General features: G+C 62.3%; 17 protein-coding genes. 4 read left to right on the top strand and 13 right to left on the bottom strand.

All coding sequences use genetic code 11. The features are described from left to right. Window positions 1-260 precede the first annotated feature (260 nt). Window positions 261-857 carry a lytic transglycosylase gene (locus tag QZ522_RS10760; protein ID WP_294610978.1) on the top strand — a complete coding sequence of 199 codons (597 nt, stop codon included), beginning with the start codon at window positions 261-263 and terminating at the stop codon, window positions 855-857. Between the two features lie 28 nt (window positions 858-885). Here QZ522_RS10760 and QZ522_RS10755 read toward each other — a convergent pair whose 3' ends face one another. The 5 genes from QZ522_RS10755 to QZ522_RS10735 all read right to left on the bottom strand — a co-directional run bounded on the left by QZ522_RS10755 (window position 886) and on the right by QZ522_RS10735 (window position 8,073). Further along, window positions 886-1,491 carry an outer membrane lipoprotein carrier protein LolA gene (locus QZ522_RS10755; RefSeq protein WP_294610976.1) on the bottom strand — a complete coding sequence of 202 codons (606 nt, stop codon included), beginning with the start codon at window positions 1,489-1,491 and terminating at the stop codon, window positions 886-888. Window positions 1,492-1,608: 117 nt separating this feature from the next. Continuing rightward, complete coding sequence (locus QZ522_RS10750) at window positions 1,609-2,304, bottom strand: dimethylsulfonioproprionate lyase family protein (RefSeq protein ID WP_294610974.1); 696 nt, start codon at window positions 2,302-2,304, stop codon at window positions 1,609-1,611. A 153-nt stretch (window positions 2,305-2,457) separates the two neighbouring features. After that, window positions 2,458-5,352 carry a DNA translocase FtsK gene (locus tag QZ522_RS10745; protein ID WP_294610972.1) on the bottom strand — a complete coding sequence of 965 codons (2,895 nt, stop codon included), beginning with the start codon at window positions 5,350-5,352 and terminating at the stop codon, window positions 2,458-2,460. 18 nt (window positions 5,353-5,370) lie between these two features. Further along, window positions 5,371-6,549, bottom strand: coding sequence for an aminotransferase class I/II-fold pyridoxal phosphate-dependent enzyme (locus QZ522_RS10740; RefSeq protein WP_294610970.1), 1,179 nt, complete (start codon window positions 6,547-6,549; stop codon window positions 5,371-5,373). A gap of 195 nt (window positions 6,550-6,744) precedes the next feature. Beyond that, window positions 6,745-8,073, bottom strand: coding sequence for an amidase family protein (locus QZ522_RS10735; RefSeq protein ID WP_294610968.1), 1,329 nt, complete (start codon window positions 8,071-8,073; stop codon window positions 6,745-6,747). Between the two features lie 57 nt (window positions 8,074-8,130). On the opposite strand from QZ522_RS10735, the gene QZ522_RS10730 reads away from it, so the two are divergent. After that, window positions 8,131-9,384: a UbiH/UbiF/VisC/COQ6 family ubiquinone biosynthesis hydroxylase gene (locus tag QZ522_RS10730; RefSeq protein ID WP_294610966.1), complete on the top strand. Its 1,254-nt coding sequence runs from the start codon at window positions 8,131-8,133 to the stop codon at window positions 9,382-9,384. Here QZ522_RS10730 and rsmD read toward each other — a convergent pair. Together rsmD and QZ522_RS10720 are read right to left on the bottom strand one after the other, a co-directional pair. Further along, window positions 9,381-9,941, bottom strand: coding sequence for a 16S rRNA (guanine(966)-N(2))-methyltransferase RsmD (rsmD, locus tag QZ522_RS10725; protein ID WP_294610963.1), 561 nt, complete (start codon window positions 9,939-9,941; stop codon window positions 9,381-9,383). The genes QZ522_RS10730 and rsmD overlap by 4 nt on opposite strands. Beyond that, window positions 9,938-11,149, bottom strand: a complete 1,212-nt coding sequence (locus tag QZ522_RS10720; protein ID WP_294610961.1) for an FAD-dependent oxidoreductase — start codon at window positions 11,147-11,149, stop codon at window positions 9,938-9,940. Before QZ522_RS10720 ends, rsmD begins: the two co-directional genes overlap by 4 nt. 93 nt (window positions 11,150-11,242) lie before the next feature. Here QZ522_RS10720 and QZ522_RS10715 point away from each other — a divergent pair, with 93 nt between their 5' ends. Continuing rightward, window positions 11,243-11,731, top strand: a complete 489-nt coding sequence (locus QZ522_RS10715) for a peroxiredoxin (RefSeq protein WP_294610958.1) — start codon at window positions 11,243-11,245, stop codon at window positions 11,729-11,731. 182 nt (window positions 11,732-11,913) lie between these two features. Here QZ522_RS10715 and QZ522_RS10710 read toward each other — a convergent pair whose 3' ends face one another. From QZ522_RS10710 to QZ522_RS10685, 6 genes are all read right to left on the bottom strand, one after another. After that, window positions 11,914-12,210, bottom strand: coding sequence for a 4a-hydroxytetrahydrobiopterin dehydratase (locus tag QZ522_RS10710; protein WP_294610955.1), 297 nt, complete (start codon window positions 12,208-12,210; stop codon window positions 11,914-11,916). Further along, window positions 12,207-13,394 (bottom strand): GNAT family N-acetyltransferase, encoded by a 1,188-nt coding sequence (locus QZ522_RS10705; protein ID WP_294610952.1) that lies wholly within the window; start codon window positions 13,392-13,394, stop codon window positions 12,207-12,209. Before QZ522_RS10705 ends, QZ522_RS10710 begins: the two co-directional genes overlap by 4 nt. A 53-nt stretch (window positions 13,395-13,447) precedes the next feature. Beyond that, window positions 13,448-14,215, bottom strand: a complete 768-nt coding sequence (locus QZ522_RS10700) for a glycerophosphodiester phosphodiesterase family protein (RefSeq protein ID WP_294610949.1) — start codon at window positions 14,213-14,215, stop codon at window positions 13,448-13,450. After that, window positions 14,212-14,673, bottom strand: a complete 462-nt coding sequence (locus QZ522_RS10695; RefSeq protein WP_294610946.1) for a RidA family protein — start codon at window positions 14,671-14,673, stop codon at window positions 14,212-14,214. The genes QZ522_RS10700 and QZ522_RS10695 overlap by 4 nt, the downstream gene beginning before the upstream one ends. Window positions 14,674-14,765: 92 nt before the next feature. Next, window positions 14,766-16,076, bottom strand: a complete 1,311-nt coding sequence (locus QZ522_RS10690; protein WP_294610943.1) for an HlyD family type I secretion periplasmic adaptor subunit — start codon at window positions 16,074-16,076, stop codon at window positions 14,766-14,768. Further along, window positions 16,073-17,818, bottom strand: coding sequence for a type I secretion system permease/ATPase (locus tag QZ522_RS10685; RefSeq protein WP_294610940.1), 1,746 nt, complete (start codon window positions 17,816-17,818; stop codon window positions 16,073-16,075). Before QZ522_RS10685 ends, QZ522_RS10690 begins: the two co-directional genes overlap by 4 nt. A gap of 162 nt (window positions 17,819-17,980) precedes the next feature. Between QZ522_RS10685 and QZ522_RS10680 the strand changes: the two genes are divergently transcribed. Then, a partial coding sequence (locus tag QZ522_RS10680; protein ID WP_294610937.1) for a VacJ family lipoprotein occupies window positions 17,981-18,501 on the top strand: 521 nt, incomplete at its 3' end.

The raw sequence follows: 18,501 nt of genomic DNA, 5'->3' as shown, positions 1-18,501 counted from the left end.
GACGGACAACCTGGCCCAGGTGATATTTTGCACGTGTCTTAATCATAATAAAACAGCCCCTACCGACACATAGTAAACGTTTCAAGGGTGCTTTGTCCAACTATCCGCCGAATTTCGCCGGAAACAGTCTGTGAACCGAAGTCCTACAGTCGCGACAGGCGGCAACCCGCCCCCGGGGGGCGCCAAAATTGGCGAATTCGTGATTTCCACCGCGCACGGATTCGGCTAATGTTGCAAGAAAACAAGAAAGCGAGAGGCAGATGAGCAGAACTCTTCGCGCGTTCATGATGTTGCTTTTGCTGGCGTCCTGTGGCGGCGGCAGTGGCTATGGCAGGGCACCGCGCAACCTTGACAACGCCTGCGCCATTCTTGGCGAGCGTCCGGAATATGCCCGCGCCTTCCGCGCGGCCGAACGTCGTTGGGGTGTGCCGATGCACGTCCAGATGGCGACGATCTATCAGGAAAGCAAATTCATCAGCGATGCCCGCACCCCGTTTCGCTATACGCTCGGGGTGATCCCGATGGGTCGCCAAAGCTCTGCCTACGGATACAGTCAGGCGCTTGATGCCACATGGGATGAATACAAGCGGGCAAACCGCCGCTTTGCCGCGCGGCGCAGCGATATCCATGACTCGGCTGATTTCATCGGCTGGTACATGGCAAAATCCAATGAACGGCTGGGCATTTCCCTTGGGGATGCGCGCGGCCAGTACCTCGCCTATCACGAAGGGCGTACCGGCTTTGCACGCGGAAGCTATAACGGCAAGCCGTGGTTGTTGCGGGTTGCAGGCGATGTGGATGCGCGCTCGACCGCATATCGCGGCCAGTTGGCGCGATGCGGCGGGCGGCGCATCTGACGCGTCAGGCGGCCTTGCGCGGGGCCGCCTAGCGGTCGATCCGAAGCCGTTCCTTGCCGGGGATGACAAAGCTTTCGTCGTCTAGCCGCATGCCGGTTTTCAGATCGCCCAGCACCACCGTCGGGCGGCTACCGCCGCTGTCGTTGATCACCCATTGGCGCAGCTCGACCGGATCGCCGGTAAAGACAAGCTCGATGCTGCCGTATTCGGGATTGTCGGGATCCTGCGCGCGCACGGTCGTGCTTTTGCCATCGCTGGAATGTCCGGTGACCATCCGGTCGCGGGTCAGATCGACATTGCGCGCCAGAATGATGTTCAGCGGCGTGCGGTGCAGCGGATAAGCCTCGGTTCCGGTGTTTGACTTGGGATCGACGATCCCCACGGTGTCACCATCGGCAACCACCAGAGTTTTCTCGGGCGGATCATATTCGAACCGCACCCGCCCCGGACGCTTGATAAGGATACGGCCCGTGCTGATCGTGCCGTCGTCATTGATCTGGGTAAACGCGCCCTGTGCGGTCTTGAGACCGTTCAGATAGCCCGAGATTTGCCCAAGCGAAAGCTGTTGCGCTGCCGCCGGAAGGGTCATCGCCAGCATAAGCGCCGGGACCGTCAAGATACGCATGTATTTCATAGGTTCAGATCTAAGCCTTTCCGCAAGCGATTGCATCCTGTCTTCGCCAAAAACATTGGCGCGCGTCGCCAAAGGCGCAATAACATGCCGGTTGTTATCCGATAGCAGGGGGACAGATCACGATGCGGGTTTGGTCTTGCGGGTCGGTGTCAGCTTCATGTTCGGCTTGGCAAGGCGCGCGTCAGGGCCGGTCCAGGCATAGGCCAGCAGACAGGGGTCGCGATCACCTGTGGTGATGCGATGCTCATCGCCAGACCGGTTCAGGATCAGCGATCCGGGGGCAAATACCGCCGAGTTGTTCTCCGACCAGGCGCCAGACACCGAGATATAGCTTTCCTCGATCTCATTGTGGCTGTGCTGCGGATAGGTGGTATTGGGCGCAAACAGCACGAATCCAAGGATCAGGTTATCGCATTGCACCGGGCCTTGCGGACCAAGGATTTCGCAATAGGCATATTTCTGGCTCAACGCCTTGGAAATCTTCTCATAACCATATTCCCAGGTCAGCTCGTCTTTAACCTCGCGCAGAGCGCGTGCCATGCCCTGCATCGCCGCCCGCTCGCCAAGGTCAAGCGCGCGGGGCAGGTGCGCCGTGACCGGTTTCCTCTCGCAGTCGCGGGAAATCATTTCGGGGTCGCGGGCCATGGCCGCCGATAACCTGTCGCGCACCCGCTTGCGGTGGCCACGGATCGCAGCGCTGCCGCCCGCAGAGCCATAGCGGTAAAGCGAGTCGAATTCCCGCAGAAGATAGAGCCAATTCGGGCAATCCATCAGGCGTTGAGCGGCCCCGGAGGGCGGGAATTGGTCGGACATGGCTCTGGCTCCGCCTTTGGAGGTGGCTGCAATTGCGCATCGGTAAATGCGGGCTTTGACGAATGCAACCATTGTCGGGCCTGGAGGTCGTCACGGCAGATCGCTCAGTTCAGCCCGCGTCCAATCCCGACCGGGCTGAACGCGGGATGGGTTTTACTGCTCCGGGACCAGAATTTCGCGTTTCCCGACATGGTTGGCAGAGCTGACGATGCCCTGGTCTTCCATCTGTTCGACAAGCCGCGCGGCCTTGTTATAGCCGATCGCAAGCTTGCGCTGGATGTAGGAGGTCGAGCATTTGCGATCCTTGATCACGATGGCAACAGCCGTATCGTAAAGCGCATCTTCCATATCGGTATTGCCGCCCGAACTCAGCCCAAGCACCGCGTCGATGCTATCGGCCTTGTCCTCATCTGGCCCTTGCAGGACGCTGCCGACATAGGTGGGCGGACCGTAGGCCTTGAGATGGTTGACCACCTCTTCAACCTCTTCGTCGCTCACGAATGGGCCGTGACAGCGGGTGATTTTGCCGCCGCCCGCCATGTAGAGCATATCGCCCATCCCCAAAAGCTGTTCCGCGCCCATTTCGCCCAGAATGGTGCGGCTGTCGATCTTGCTGGTGACCTGAAATGAAATCCGCGTCGGAAAGTTGGCCTTGATCGTGCCGGTGATCACATCGACCGAGGGGCGCTGTGTCGCCATGATAAGGTGAATGCCGCTGGCGCGTGCCATCTGCGCCAGACGTTGAATACAGGCCTCGATCTCTTTGCCCGCCACCATCATGAGGTCGGCCATCTCATCGACCACCACGACGATATAGGCCATCTTCTCGGGTGCGAACTCTTCGGTCTCGAACACCGGTTCGCCGGTGTCGTCATCAAAGCCGGTCTGTACCGTGCGGCTGAACAATTCGCCTTTCCTGAGTGCCTCATCGACCCGGCCATTATAGCCGTCGATATTGCGCACGCCCATTTTGGACATCTTGCGATAGCGGTCTTCCATCTCCGCCACGACCCACTTGAGGGCCACAACCGCCTTTTTGGGATCAGTCACCACCGGCGAAAGAAGATGCGGAATTCCGTCATAGACCGACAGTTCAAGCATCTTGGGGTCGATCATGATCATCCGACATTCGTCCGGCGTCAACTTGTACAAGAGGCTCAGGATCATGGTGTTGATCGCCACCGACTTACCAGACCCGGTGGTCCCCGCGATCAGGAGGTGGGGCATCTTTGCCAGGTTCGCAACCATAGGATCGCCACCGATATCCTTGCCAAGCGCCAGCGGCAGGCGCTGATTTCCGTCGCCATAGGCACGGCTTGACAGGATTTCGCGAAAGCCAACCATCTCGCGGTTGTCATTGGGCAATTCGATCCCGATCACCGAGCGGCCCGGCACGGTGGAAACCCGTGCCGAAAGCGCCGACATCGAGCGCGCGATATCGTCGGCAAGCCCGATCACCCGGCTCGCCTTGAGGCCCGGCGCAGGCTCGAGCTCGTACATGGTGACGACCGGACCGGGGCGCACGCTGACGATCTCGCCCTTGACGCCGTAATCGTCCAGCACGCTTTCAAGCATGCGCGCATTTTCCTCAAGTGCCTCATCGCTCAGGTGATGGCGCTGAATGTTTTCGGTGCTCGCCAAAAGGCTGAGTGGCGGCAATTCATATTCGGCGCCCGCGCCCTCGTCGAATTTCAGCGTCGGCTGCGCCTCGGCGATAGCGCGTGTCGAGGGCTGCGGCGCGCGGCGCGGGGCATGCTGCACCACCTTGCGCGGCTCGGGCGTCGGGATGCGCGGCGCCTGTCCTGCCGGTTGTGGCTCATAGGCGGTGAAATCGTCAACAACGGGCTGATCATCGTCAAAGGGTGCCTCGTCGTCAAAACCGTAAGAATGCGGCATCTGCGGCGCATCCGTCACGCGGGGTGCGGTCAGCGGCGGCTCTGGCGGCAGGGCAACCTTAGGCGCCGCGCTCAGGATCAGGGGGTCGGGTCCACGCCCGCGCCCCTTGGTCAGCGGCGCCACGGATTCGGCGCGCACGTTCGGATTTTGACGCACCCGCGCACGGATCACATCCGAAATCTTGGCGCTGATCCGGTCGTCGCCGGGCATATCAGCCGCGCCCTCAAAAGCGGCGGTTTCGACCAATTCCGGCTCTGGCATCACATCGGGCTTGCGCATCAGCATCGGCATCCGCGCCAGCAAGCCGCCGGCTTTTTCGGCGACCGGGGCAGCATCCGGCGTGTGCCCGATCTCCGGCTCGGCATAAGCCCGCTGCACGACAGTGCTCTGAAACTCCGGCTCATAGTGCGCGGCGGCGGCTTCACCCGCCTCGGCGCGGCGCGCGCGGCGCTCCGAAAGACGCGCCTGCATCACTTGCCCGGCCTGCGCCGCCCCCTCAGCACCTTTGCCCAGAAGGGTCATAAGGCCCGCATAACTCATGATCGCACCGACCAGAAGGAACCGCGTGATCCGCGCAAGCTCTACCCGCGTGAAGCCAAGCACAAACGCGCCAAGCACAAGCATCCCGCCCCCCAAAAGAACCGACAAAAGCTTGAGCCCAACACTCGCGCCAAGCGGCAGAATGCCAAGCAAAGTCCCCAGAACGGTATCGCCGAACAGCCCACCAAGCCCGAAACTATGGGTCGCGGCCCATTCGGCCCCCGGCGTCAGTGAAGAGGCATAAAGTGCCAGCACCGCAAGCCAGATCGGTGCAAAGATAAGACGGCCCACGGCGCGATCCTGCCCGCGGTGAAGCGCAAACCGCGCGCCCCAGGCCGCCAAAACGATGGCAAGCCCCCAGGCGCCCCAGCCCACGATCATGAACAGCGGCGCGGCAATCGAGGCCCCGACCTGCCCCATCCAGTTCTGCACCGGCGCATCGGTGGCCGACATCCAGCTGGGATCATCCGGGCTGTAAGAGGCCACCATCGCCGCCGCCATGGCCGCCAGCATCAAAAGCGTGAGGCCAAGCAATTCCTTGCCACGCTTTTCAATCGCCTGTGTCATGGTGCTGTCCAGCAGGGGGTCACGCCCGCGCGTCTGATATGCCATCTTTTCCCTCGCCCTCAATCAACCGTACAGACAGTCACGCAAGCGGTTCAGCCCGCGCGCCATCTCTTCTTTTTCGGCCACCATCGCGACCCTAATATATCCCTTGCCGGGGTTCACGCCGCCAGCCTCCTGGCTAAGATAGGCGCCGGGCAATACCCGCACGCCGGTTTCTTGCCAGAGCGTCATGGTCGCCTCTTCGCCATCGGGCACCGGCAACCACAGGAAAAATCCCGCCTCGGGGCTGCGATAGCCGGGCAGATTGCCCAATATCTCATCCGCCATACGGTATTTTTCACCGTAAAGACGGCGGTTCTCGACCACATGCGCCTCATCCTGCCAGACCGCTGTGGCGGCATGCTGAAGCGGCATCGGCAGGGGGCTGCCAGCATAATTGCGAAGCTGTTTCATCGCCTTGATGCTCTCGGGGCCCGCCGCGACAAACCCACTGCGCAGCCCCGGCAGGTTCGAGCGTTTAGAGAGGCTGTGAAACGCCACGATCCGCTCAGGATCGGCGCCCATCTCCGCGGCCACCTGCAACAGACCCACGGGCGGACCATCGCGATAAATCTCGGCATAGCATTCGTCGGCGAAGATGCGGAAATCGTACTTTTCCGCCAAGCCGATAAGACCGGCCCAATAGGCGCGGCTTGCCACGGCCCCCTGCGGATTGCTGGGCGAACACAGATAGGCCACCGTCACCCGGTTCAGAACCTCTTCCGAAAGGGCCGTGAATTCCGGCAGATACCCGGTATCGCGGGTGGCGTTCAAGAATACCGGCTCCGCCCCCACACTCAGGGCGGCGACCATGTAGACCTGATAAAACGGGTTGGGCACCAGGACAACGGGCAGCTTGCCGCGCTTGGTTTCCGGGCAAAGCGCCATCATCGCATTGTAAAGCCCCTCGCGGGTGCCGTTCAGCGCCATGAAACGGGTATCGGCCGCCAGGTCAACGCCATAGCGCCGATGGGTCCAGCCGCTCATCGCTTCCAATAGTGCGGGCATGCCCTCGTTCACGGGGTAATTGCCAAAGCCGTCTGCATGCTCAGCAATGATATCGACGATCCAGCGCGGAAAATCGTGCTTGGGTTCGCCAATCGTCATATGCAGAACTTCGCCGCCGGGCGCATGAGCGTCCAACAAGCTCCGCAGGCGCGGAAACGCATAGGCCGGTAGGTTCGAAAACCGCTCGGGAAACATCTGATACTGCCTCAAAGTTTGGGATCGTTATCGCCCCATTTGTTGCCGAATCTACCCAAGCCCCGCCCTCAGGTCCAGCAAAACCAATACCTTGACAGACAAATTGTGGCATTTTGGCAGGCATGCCGCCTGCCCTGCTATCATCTTTCCGGAAAATACTCCCGCCGGAGGCTCCCTTGCATCGCCCCGCGCGCCTCAGGCCAAGGCGTCTTCGGCGGCCTTGACCACCCGCAACAGCCGCTCTTCCTGAAACGCCTTGCCACAGAACATGATCCCGCAGCCGGGTTGACCCGTGGGCAATGTCACGGCGCAAAGCCCCATCAGGTTGCCAACCCGCGTATTGCGCAGGGTCAGCAGGTTTTCGGTCACATAATAGGCTTCATCCGTCATCAGCCGCTCGGCATTCGGCGGCAGGTTCGGGGCCGAGGGCATGATCACCGCGTCATAGCCGGCGACCCGCGCCGCCCAATCGCGGCGCAATCCCTCCAGCAGGCGCCAGGCGGCCACATAGTCGGCGGCGCCCACCTCTTTGCCGCCGCGAAAGCGTTCGAGAATCGGGGCAAACATCTTGTCCGGCGCGGCCTCGATCACGTCGCGCCAGATGCCATAGGCCTCGCCGGTGAAAAGCGCCGCCGAAAGCGGCATCGCTTCCGCCACTTCGGGTGCCTCGAACTCTTCCACCACGGCGCCCGCGTCCCGCAGGCGCACAATGGTGGCCTCATAGGCCGTGCCCGGCTCGGGGCGGATGTCATCCAGAACGACCGTCCGCAACGCGCCAAATCGCAGCCCCTCAAGGCGCGCCCCGCGCAGATCGGCGGCTTTGCCGCCTTCAAGGGCGGCCAGCATCAGGGCCGCATCCTCGACCGAACGGGCCAGCGGGCCGACTGTGTCAAACCTGGCGCAGAGCGGCACGACGCCCGCAAGCGACACCCGCCCGGCGGTGGTTTTCAATCCCACCAGATCGTTCCAGGCTGATGGGATGCGCACCGCCCCGCCGGTGTCCGACCCGATGCCACAGGCCGCCAGGTCAAAGGCCACACTCGCCGCAGCCCCCGAGGATGACCCGCCCGGCACCGCGTTTTCGTCATTCACGCAAGGCGGTGTGGCGGTCACCGGGTTAAGGCCGAGCCCGGAAAAGGCGAGCTCGCTCATATGGGTCTTGCCAAGACAGACAAGCCCCGCCGCCGTGCCATTGCGCAACACCTCGGCGTCGCGTTCGGGCACCCGACCGGCAAGCAGGGCGCTGCCCGCCTCGCTCGCGACGCCCGCACTGTCAAACAGGTCTTTCCAGCTTACCGGCACACCATCAAGCAGGCCAAGTCGCTGTCCGGCGGCGGCGCGGGTGGCGGCGGCTTCGGCCTCGGCGCGGGCACGCCCGGCAGTCACCGCGCTATAGATGCGGTCGCGCGCAGGGTGGGAATTGATCGCCTCAAGATAGGTCTCGGTCAGGGCCTGCGGGTCGATCTCGCCGCGACCAATGCCGCGCCCCAGATCGCCTGCCGTCATCTTCAGCCATTCGCGCATTGCCTGCCTCCTGCTTGCGGTGTCTTTCAAAAATCATTGGTAGCGGCAGAGCGGCGCATGGACAATCCCGCCCCGGAAAACATATTGAGGATTATGGAACATGACAGCGACATCCTGATTGTTGGTGGCGGGCTCAACGGCCCCGCCCTTGCCCTTGCCCTGGCGCGCGCCGGATTGCGCAGCACGGTGATCGACGCCCTGGGCGAACCGCTTCGCAAGGACGCCGCCTTTGATGGGCGCGCCTATGCTCTGGCCCTCGCCTCGGTACGGCTTTTGGACAATCTCGGGGTCTGGCAACGGGTCGCCGATCACGCCCAGCCGATGCTTGAAATCAAGGTCTCGGACGGTCATGCGGGCCAGGGCCCCGCACCGTTCTTTCTACACTTTGATCACGCCGAGATCGAAGAAGGCCCGATGGGGCATATGCTTGAGGATCGCTTTTTGCGCCGCGCCCTGCTTGAGGCGATGGCCGAGACACCGCTGATTACCCAGATGTCCGGTGAGCGCGTCATCGCGCAAGAGGTCGGAACGAAAGGCGCCAGCGTCACGCTTGCCTCGGGCCAGACCATGACTGCACGGCTGATTGTCGGCTCGGACGGGCGCGGATCGGGCACAGCCCGGCGCGCCGGGATCAGGCGCACTGGCTGGGGCTATGGCCAGACTGCTCTGGTCGCGGCGATCGCGCATGAATTGCCGCATCACGGCATCGCGCATCAGTTTTTCATGCCGCATGGACCGCTGGCGATCCTGCCCCTGCCCGGCAATCAAAGTTCGATTGTCTGGAGCGAAACGGACGAAACCGCCGCCCGCTTTGCGGCCCTTTCGGATGCGGATTTCATCGAGGTCCTGCGCCCGCGCTTTGGCGATTTCCTCGGACAAATCACGCTTGCGGGCAAACGTTTCACCTATCCCCTCAGCCTGAGCGTTGCCAATCAGTTCGTCGCAGAGCGGCTTGCACTGATCGGCGATGCGGCGCATGGGATGCATCCGATTGCCGGTCAGGGTCTCAATGCCGGGCTGCGCGATGTGGCCGCATTGGCGCAGGTGCTGGACGAGGCCACCCATCGCGGCGAAGATTTTGCCGCCTCTGATGTTCTGGCCCGTTACCAGCAATGGCGCCGGTTTGACACCGCTACGCTGGCGATGGCGACAGACCTGACCAACCGGCTGTTTTCAAACGATAACCCGTTGCTGCGCGTGGCGCGTGATCTGGGAATGGGCGCGATCGACGCCATGCCCGGCCTGCGCCGTGGGTTCATCCGCGAGGCGGCGGGGTTGTCTGGTGATCTGCCCGAGTTGATGCGGGGCTAGGCGTGCCGCTCAAGAAAGCGGATGATGGTATCGCCGTATTTGCGCTCCTCGATAAGCCGGAACCCTTCGGGCGGGGTGATGCCTGCGCTTTCTTCCCAGACGACAAGCGCGTCCTCGGCGATCCAGCCCCCGGCAAAAGCCGCCGCAAGCGCCGCTTCGCCAAGACCCTTGGCATAGGGCGGATCAAGGAACACCAGATCATGCGGTTCGCCCGGATTCCCCCCCGGACGGCGCGCGTCGGTTTTGAAAATGCGGGTCTGATCCTCGGCCCGGCAGAGCGCGATATTCTGGCGCAAAATACCAAGCGCCTTGCGCCCATCCTCGATGAAACTGACCGTCACCGCCCCGCGTGACAGCGCCTCAAGGCCAAGCGCACCGGTGCCGGCAAAGATATCAAGCACCCGAGCGCCGTTCGCCGGATCGCCATAGCCCCCGGCCAAAACGTTGAACAGGCTTTCACGCACCCGGTCGCTTGTCGGGCGCAGATGCGCGCCCGCGTCCCCCTTGCCAACGCTGGCAAGGGCGCGGCCCCGATGTTCTCCGCCGATGATCCTCACGATTTCAACAGACCCTTGAGGTCAACCCCGGCATCCCCCACAAGATCGGGGTCGGCGGTTTTGCCCGCATCAATCAGCCGCTTGCCGACCATATAGGCACGCGGGTCGTTCATCGCATCAACCGCCAAAAGCTGTGCGCCTTTGAAATACCAGAACGACACCGCGTCCTCGTCCCCGGTGGAGCGGGTCACGATACGGTCATATCCGGTGTTGAGGCCGGCGATCTGCAATTTGACATCATATTGATCGGACCAGAACCAGGGGCGCGGCACATAGGCCACCTCCTTGCCCATGATATTGCCTGCAACGCAGTCGCCCATATCAATCGCATTGGGCACGCTTTCAAGCCGCAGCCGCCCACCCTCATGGGGAAAGGACGCGCAATCGCCCACGGCCCAGATCGCCGGGTCGCTGGTACGGCCCATCGCGTCAACCGCAATGCCGTTGTCAATCGCAAGGCCCGCCGCCTCGGCAAGGGCGGTGTCGGGGGTAATCCCGACGCCGACAATGACCATATCCACCATGAGGTCGCTGCCGTCGCTCAGGCGCGCGCCACTTACCTGTCCTGCGCCCAACAGCCGCTCCAGGCCGATACCCTCGCGGATGTCGACACCGTGACGCGTATGCAGCGCGCGGAAATAATCCGAGGTTTCCCTGGCCGCCACGCGTTGCAGGATGCGATCGGCCATTTCAACCAGAACCACCTGCATGCCGCGACTGGCCGCGACCGCCGCCGCCTCAAGCCCGATGTAACCGCCGCCCACGATAAGCACCCGAGCACCGGCTACGAAACCCGGCGCCATCGCATCGACATCGGCCAGGGTGCGCACAACATGCACCCCCCCAAGATCGCCACCAATCGCAGCGGGCAACCGCCGGGGCCGCGATCCCGTGGCCAGCACCAGATGCTCGTATCCGAGGCGCTCATCGCCCATCACAACCTCTTTGGCGGCGCGATCAATTCCCGTCACCGCAGTATTCAGCCGCAGATCAATGTCCGCCTCGGGGTAAAACCGTTCCGGACGCAGGAACAGCCGTTCAAGCGCCATCTCGCCCAACAGGTATTTCTTGGACAGGGGCGGGCGCTGATAGGGCGGAACGGGCTCTTCGCCGATCAGGGTGATCTTGCCCTCGAACCCCTCCGCGCGCAGCTTGGCCACCACCGACGCACCGGCCTGTCCGGCCCCGATCACTACCACCCCCGGCATACGCCTTCTCCTTTTAATTTGTCGTGGTCACTTGCCTACCACCCGCCTATATCTACATCCAATGGAAACATCATTGATAGGCAAGGAGCGACCATGACCATTTCGAAAGGCGACAAACTTCCCGATGCAACACTTTTGCAGCTTGGCGCAGACGGTCCCGAAAGCGTATCGCTCGCCGAGCGCCTTGCAGGACGCAAAGTGGTGATCTTTGCCGTGCCCGGCGCCTATACGCCGACCTGCCATTCGGCGCATGTGCCGAGCTTCGTGCGCACAAAAGCACAGTTTGACGCGAAAGGCGTGGACGAGATCATCTGTGTCAGCGTCAACGATCCCTTCGTGATGAAAAACTGGGGCGAGGCAACCGGCGCCAATGAGGCGGGCCTGAGCATGATGTCTGACCCGCAGAGCGCGTTTACAAAAGCGATCGGCATGGAGTTCGACGCCCCCCCCGCCGGGCTTTACGGTCGTTCCAAGCGCTATGCGATGCTGGTCGAGGATGGCACGGTCAGCTTGCTGCACGCCGAGGAAAGCCCCGGCACCTGCGAAGTGACGGCAGGCGAATCGCTTTTGGCGGCGATGTAAGCAAACCGCATCGGGCCCGTTTAGAAGGGCTTTGGAAAAGAGCGGCGCAGGCCGCTCTTTTTTGTTGGATGAGGGGCCAGGATGAGGGGCGCTGCCCCTCAAACTCCCCGGGATATTTTCGGCAAGAAGAAGCCGGTTATGGATCCTCTATCTGCGGGCGGCGCGTGCCTGTGCGGGCAAGGTCAGCCGGCCAGCCCGTCCATCTTGCGGGCAAGTTTGAGGTCAAGCGCGCTAAGGCCGCCTACATCGTGGGTGGTCAGGAGTACATTCACCTTATTGTAAACATTGAACCATTCTGGATGGTGATTCCATTTTTCCGCCCAGATCGCGGCCCGGGTCATGAATCCGAAGGCCTCGACGAAATTGCCGAATTTGAACTCTTTGCAGATCGCATCCCGCTCTTCATCCAGCGTCCAGCCATTTTCAAGCAGAGGGGTCAGCGTGGTCTTGCGGGCAGTCTCGCTCAGGTGTTCGCTCATTGGTGATCCTCCATATCGGTTTTGCGGAACGGGCCATAGCTGGTGAGGATATCAATATCCTCATCCACCGCCGCACGCTCGGCCTCAAGGTAATGCGCGACCGCCTCGGCAAACCCGTCATCGCGCAGCCAGTGCAACGAATAGGTGCCAACCGGAAGATAGCCGCGCGCCAGCTTGTGTTCGCCCTGCGCGCCAGCCTCTATGCGATCAAGGCCCTGCGCAATGGCAAACTCCATCGCCTGATAATAACACAGCTCGAAATGCAGGCAGGGATGATCCTCGATGCAGCCCCAATACCGACCGTAAAGCGCCGAGGCTCCGATCAGGTTCATCGCCCCCGCCACAACCCGCCCCCCACGGGTTGCAAGCACCAGCAGGATGTCGTCGCGCAGGTGTTCATGGGCGTGATCAAAGAACGCCCGCGTGAGGTACGGCGTGCCCCATTTGCGCGCGCCGGTATCCTGATAGAAGGCCCAGATCGCATCCCAGTGGTGCGGCCTGATCTGATCGCCGGTCAGCTGTTCAATCTCGCCGCCAAAGGCCTGCGCGCGGGCGCGTTCCTTGCGGATGGCCTTACGTTTGCGCGACGAGAGGTCGGCAAGGAATGCGTCAAAATCGCCATACCCCCGATTGACCCAGTGATACTGCTGGGTCTTGCGCGCCATGAGCCCCATGGCAGCCCCGACGCGGGCCTCGTCCTCGGTGCAAAAGGTAAGGTGCAGCGAAGAGAGCGCATTGCGCCTCGCGGTCTCGATCGCGCCCTGCACAAGCGCGGCGCGCCCGATGTCTTCAAAGCCGGGGCGCACCAGGAACCGGCGCCCGGTCACCGGCGTGAACGGCACGGCGATCTGAAGCTTGGGATAATAGCGCCCGCCTGCCCGTTCGTAAGCACCGGCCCAGTTGTGATCGAAGATATATTCGCCCTGACTGTGGTATTTCAGGTAAAGCGGCGCGCAGGCGATGATTTGCCCCTCGGCTTCGGCGGTCATGTAATGGGGCTGCCAGCCGCTTGCCGCCCCGACCGAGCCGCTGTCTTCCAGCGCCTTGAGAAACCGGTAGGTAGTGAAAGGGTCGGTCGGGCGCGCGCCGCCTGCGGACTCGGGGCAGGCGCAAGCATCCCAAGCCTCCGGCCCGATCTGTGCCAGAGCGTCGTGCAGGCTTATCACTAGCTCGCTTTGCGTCATTGGCCCCGCCGTTGTCTTCCCGCCTTACCTATCTGGCCCGCTTTACCTTTGGTTCAAGCGGGCAATGCGGGAAGATAGCCCTCGAAGGTGATATTCTGTACCACCTTGCGCGCCTTTGTCTCGGCCTCTGGCGAGCGCACGGTCCAACACAGAAGGGCCGCGCCATTCCCGGCAAGTTCGGCCAGACGCGGATTGTCCAGATCGTCGATGTCATGGCTGACAAAACCCGACCCGCTTGGCCCGTAATCCGGAATATCGCGCAGCCGCGCGCGGGTATCGGCGCGCAACAGCGGCCAATCCTCGGCGGTATAGCCGCAAGTCACGAGGCCGCGCACCACAAGCGGCGCAAGCGCGGCGAGGCGCGTCACCATATGCGGGTTGAACGACATCAGCGCGACCGGGCCGTTGTACCCCGCAAGACAGTCTGCTGTGGCCTGTTCAAGAATGCCGTCGGTCTCGCCCATCTGGCCATGCTGATCCTTCAATTCGACCAGAAGGGGAACCCGACCGGCGACAAGCGCCAGCACTTCGGCGAAATCCGGGATGCCCTCGTCGCCACCCAACAGCGGGAGTTGCGCAAGATCGGCGGCATCGCGTTGGCGCACAGCACCCTTGATGCCAGTCAACCGTTCCAGATCGTAGTCGTGAAACACCATCGCGCGCCCGTCGCGCGACAGTTGCAGGTCAATCTCGATGCCATAGCCCGCCTTGATCGCCGCGCGGATCGCCGCGCGCGAGTTTTCCGGGCGACCATCCGCCACGTCATGCAACCCGCGATGCGCCAGCGGCAGGCGAAGAAACCCCTCGGTCAGCGCCGTCATCTGATCTGAAACACCCCGTCGATTTCAACCGCTACGCCGAACGGCAGCGAGGGGGCCGATACCGCCGCGCGTGCGTGTTTGCCCGCATCGCCAAGCGCCTCGCCGATAAAATCGGAGGCGCCGTTGATCACCTGCGGCTGGTCAGTGAAATCGCCGGTGGAATTGACAAAGCCAGTCAGTTTGACCACCCGCACCAGCCGGTCAAGATCGCCGCCACAGGCCGCCTTGACCTGCGCCAAAAGCGCGATTGCGCAAACCCTGGCCGCCGCCGCACCGGCCGCCACATCCATGTCATCGCCAAGCGTGCCGACGATAAGGCCGCTGTCATCCTTGGAAATCTGACCGGACACATAAAGCATGTCGCCTGCCTGCACATAGGGCACGTAATTGGCCGCGGGGGCGGGTGCATCCGGCAGGGCAACCCCCATCTCGGCAAGTTTTGTTTCAAATCGGCTCATGGCATATCTCCCTCGATGCAGCGTTGCACAGAAGCTAGACGCTGTTTTTGCGGAATGAAATCGAAAAACCGCCGGGTGCCGCTCAAATCCGCCTATCCGCGAAACGCCTTGCTCAGGTAATCGGTGAAAGGTTTGAGCAGATAGGCAATCGGCGTGCGATCTTCGGTGCGGATGAAGGTCTCGACCGGCATGCCGGGGATCAATGTCGTCCCTTCGGGCAGGCGCGCCTGTTCGCCCTCGCCCAGCACGATTTCGGCGCGGTAATAACTGGCGCGCGTCGCCTTGTCCTGAAAGGCATCGGCCGAAATCCGCGTGACCCGCCCGACCAATTCCGGCGTGCGCCGCTGATCCAGCGCGGTGAACCGCAGGGTCACATCCTGACCTGAATAAAGCTTGTCCACATGGATCGCCTCGACCTGCGCATTGATCACGAGGGGGCGATCCTGCGGCACGATGAACAGCACCGGATCCGCAGGGCGGACAACCGAACGCCGCGCAAAAATGCTCAGGTCATAGATGATCCCCGAAACCGGCGCGGTGACGTCCAGCCGGGCCATCCGCTCAAAAAGCGCGCGGCGCTGTTCGCGCAATTCCAACTCGCGGAATTGCAGGTCGCGCAGCGTGCTGATCGCCTGTTCCCGCCGATCCGAGCCCAGCTTGAGTATCTGAAGGTCGATCTCGGTGATGCGCCCGTCGGCCTGTGCCTTTTGCGCGGCAAGCTCGCCCACGGCCCCGGTAAGGCGGGCCTGTTCACGTTGCAGGCGCATGACGCGCCCGGCCTGCGCAAGCCCGCGATCCAAAAGCGATTGCTGACCGCGCAACTCCTGTTTGATCAGGTCAAGTTGGCGGGTCAGGGCCACCTGCTGGGCCGTGATCCCCTTGATCTGGCTGGCGATCTGGCCGCGGCGTTTTTCCAGATGTTCAATCTCGGAGGCCGCAGTTTCGGCCCGCGCGCGCATCAGGTTCTCCTGCCCTGCCATAAGAGCCCGCGCGTCAGGCAGGCGACTGGCAAGCTCTTCGAGCAGCGGATCAAAACCTATCCCGGCCTGGCCGTCGCGCTCGGCCTCAAGGCGACCACGCCGCGCCATCAGTTCCGCAAGCTGGTTTTCGGTGATCCGCAGGGTTGATTGCACCTGCGTCGAATCCAGGCGCAACAGCACCTGACCCTCTGTTACAAGGTCGCCTTCTTGCACATTGATCGTCGCGACGACACCGCCGTCGGGATGCTGCACGACCTGACGGTTCTGATCGACCTCGATGCGCCCGTTGGCGATGATCGCCCCGGAAATCCTTGTCAGGCTGGCCCATGTGCCGAACCCGCCAACAAGCAGGATCAACCCGATCAGGCCAATCATGACCGGGCCGCGTGCCGACCATGCGGTATCAGACGTCGCGTTGTTCATTTCAGCCCCCCGGCACTTCGGCTCTCGGTCACCAGCCTGGGGTTTTGCAGCACCTCCTGCAACACCTTGTCCTGCGGACCAAAGGCCCGCACCATGCCGTTTTCCAACATCGCCAAAAGATCGCATTCCTTGATCACGGCCGGACGATGCGCGACGATAAGCACCGCCTTGCCCTCAGACTTGAATCGCCGGATGGCGCGGTTCACCGCCGCGCTGCCTTCGCTATCGAGGTTCGAATTAGGCTCGTCCAAGACAAGGATGACCGGATTGCCATAGAGCGCACGGGCAAGGCCGATGCGTTGAATCTGGCCGCCCGAAAGGCGCCCGCCATTGGCGCTTACCCTGGTGTCATAGCCATCGGGCAGCCTGACGATCATGTCATGCGCATCGGCCTTTCGAGCGGCCTCGACCACCTTGGCGGCATCGGGCTCTTGCGCGAGGCGCGCGATATTCCCGGCGATGGTTCCTTCGAAAAGCTGCACCCGCTGCGGCAGGTAACCGATATGCCCCCCAAGAACCGCATGATCGTATTGCTCAAGCGCGGCGCCATCAAGCCGGATCCTGCCGCCGACCGGTCGCCAGACACCAGTGATGGCGCGCGCGAGGGTCGATTTCCCCGCGCCGGAGGTGCCGATCACGCCAAGCGCCTGCCCCGGCTGGAGCCTGAGGGTCACCGATTTCAGGGCGGCCTGCGTCTCACCCGGCGGCACCACGGTGACCTGTTGTATTTCAAGCAGGGCGCGGGGCCTCGGCAAGGCAGTGCGCGGCACTTGCGGCGGCACGGCATCCAAAAGCTCTTCCAGGTTGTTCCAGCCTTCGGCCGCCCGCTGGACAAGCGCCCATTGACCGATGACCTGTTCGACCGGCGCCAAGGCCCGCCCCAACAGGATCGACCCCGCGATCATTCCGCCGGCTGTCATCTCGGCCCGGATCACGAGATAGGCCCCGAGGCCAAGCATCGCGGACTGCAAGAACAGGCGTAACGCCTTGGTCGAGGTCGCAAAGCTGCCGCCGAGATCGGCCGCGCGGATCTGCTCGGCCAGCGAGATCCTTCGCGCCACCTGCCAGCGATCAAAGGCCGCGTCCCGCATGCCCATGGCCTGAACCATCTCGGCCTCGCTGCGCAATTCCTCCGAGGTCGCCTCGGCCTGTATGCTGGCGCTGTTGGCGCGCATGACGGGGCTGCGGGTGACGATCTGATTGATCGCGCTCACGCCGACCAGCAGCAGCCCACCCAGCACGGCAAGCACGCCCAGCCATGGGTGAAAGACCCAGATTGCGGTAACGAAAAACGGCGTCCAGGGCATGTCGAAGATCGACAGAAGAACCGGTGATGTCATCAGCCGCTGCACCGCCTCAAGGTCGCGCAGGCCGCTGGCCGTGTTGGCATCGGGGGCGACTGAGGATTTGCGAATCACCGCGTCAAAGACCCGCCGGTCAAGCCGCGCCTGAAACCGCGCCCCAACGCGCCCCATGATCCGCCCGCGGGCGTAATCCAAAAGGGCCATGATGCCATACAGAAATGCCACAAGCACCGACAGCGCGATCAGGGTCTCGACAGATCTGCTTGCCAGAACACGATCATAGACCTGTAGCATATAGACAGGACCGGTCAGCATAAGCAGGTTTGCAAAGAAACCGAACAGGCCCACAAACCAATAAAGGCCACGGTTTTCGCGACGTGCGGTGCGCAATTCATCGCGCCCAGTTCCGATTCTCAGGCTATCCGGTCGTGTTTCCATCCGGTATGGTATATGTGCATTTGTACGAACAAATGGTTTGCGTGATCGAAAACCATGTCACCAATCTGCCACATGATTGTGATCATCAAATTGGGGATGCTGGGTTTGCCCGCCCGATCGTATATGTAATCCTTTGCCAACCCAAGTTCCCGGATATTTCCCTTGCTGCCTTTTACTTTAAAATCACTCTTTCACCCCACGCGCCGTGTTACCGCCCTACTCGGGCTGGTGCTGATTGCCGCCTGTGCCAACCCCGATGCATCGCGGAACACGCAAGAGCCGTTTGACCCCTATGAGGGCCAGAACCGTCAGGTTCATCAGTTCAACCTCGGCCTTGACCGCGCATTGGTGCGCCCCGTGGCCAAAGGGTATTCCCGCGCCCTGCCCGACGACATCGAAAACGCAGTCGTGCGGTTCGCGGTGAACCTGTCGCTGCCAAGCGACATCGTCAACAACGTGCTTCAGCTGAACATGCGTGGCGCCTTTCAGGATACGGCACGGTTCCTGGTCAACACCACGGTCGGCCTTGGCGGGTTCTTTGATCCGGCAAGCGAAATGGGCATGAAGGCAGGCACCAACACCGATTTCGGCGAAACCCTGCATGTCTGGGGCGCGCGTGAAGGGGCCTATGTTGAGCTGCCACTTCTGGGGCCATCGACCGAGCGTGACACATGGGGCATGGC

Origin of the sequence: uncultured Roseovarius sp. (genome assembly GCF_913054395.1) — a bacterium.
GTDB lineage: Bacteria > Pseudomonadota > Alphaproteobacteria > Rhodobacterales > Rhodobacteraceae > Roseovarius.
The sequence above is the reverse complement of the archived record's forward strand: the minus strand, read 5'-3'. Positions and strand labels throughout refer to the sequence as shown.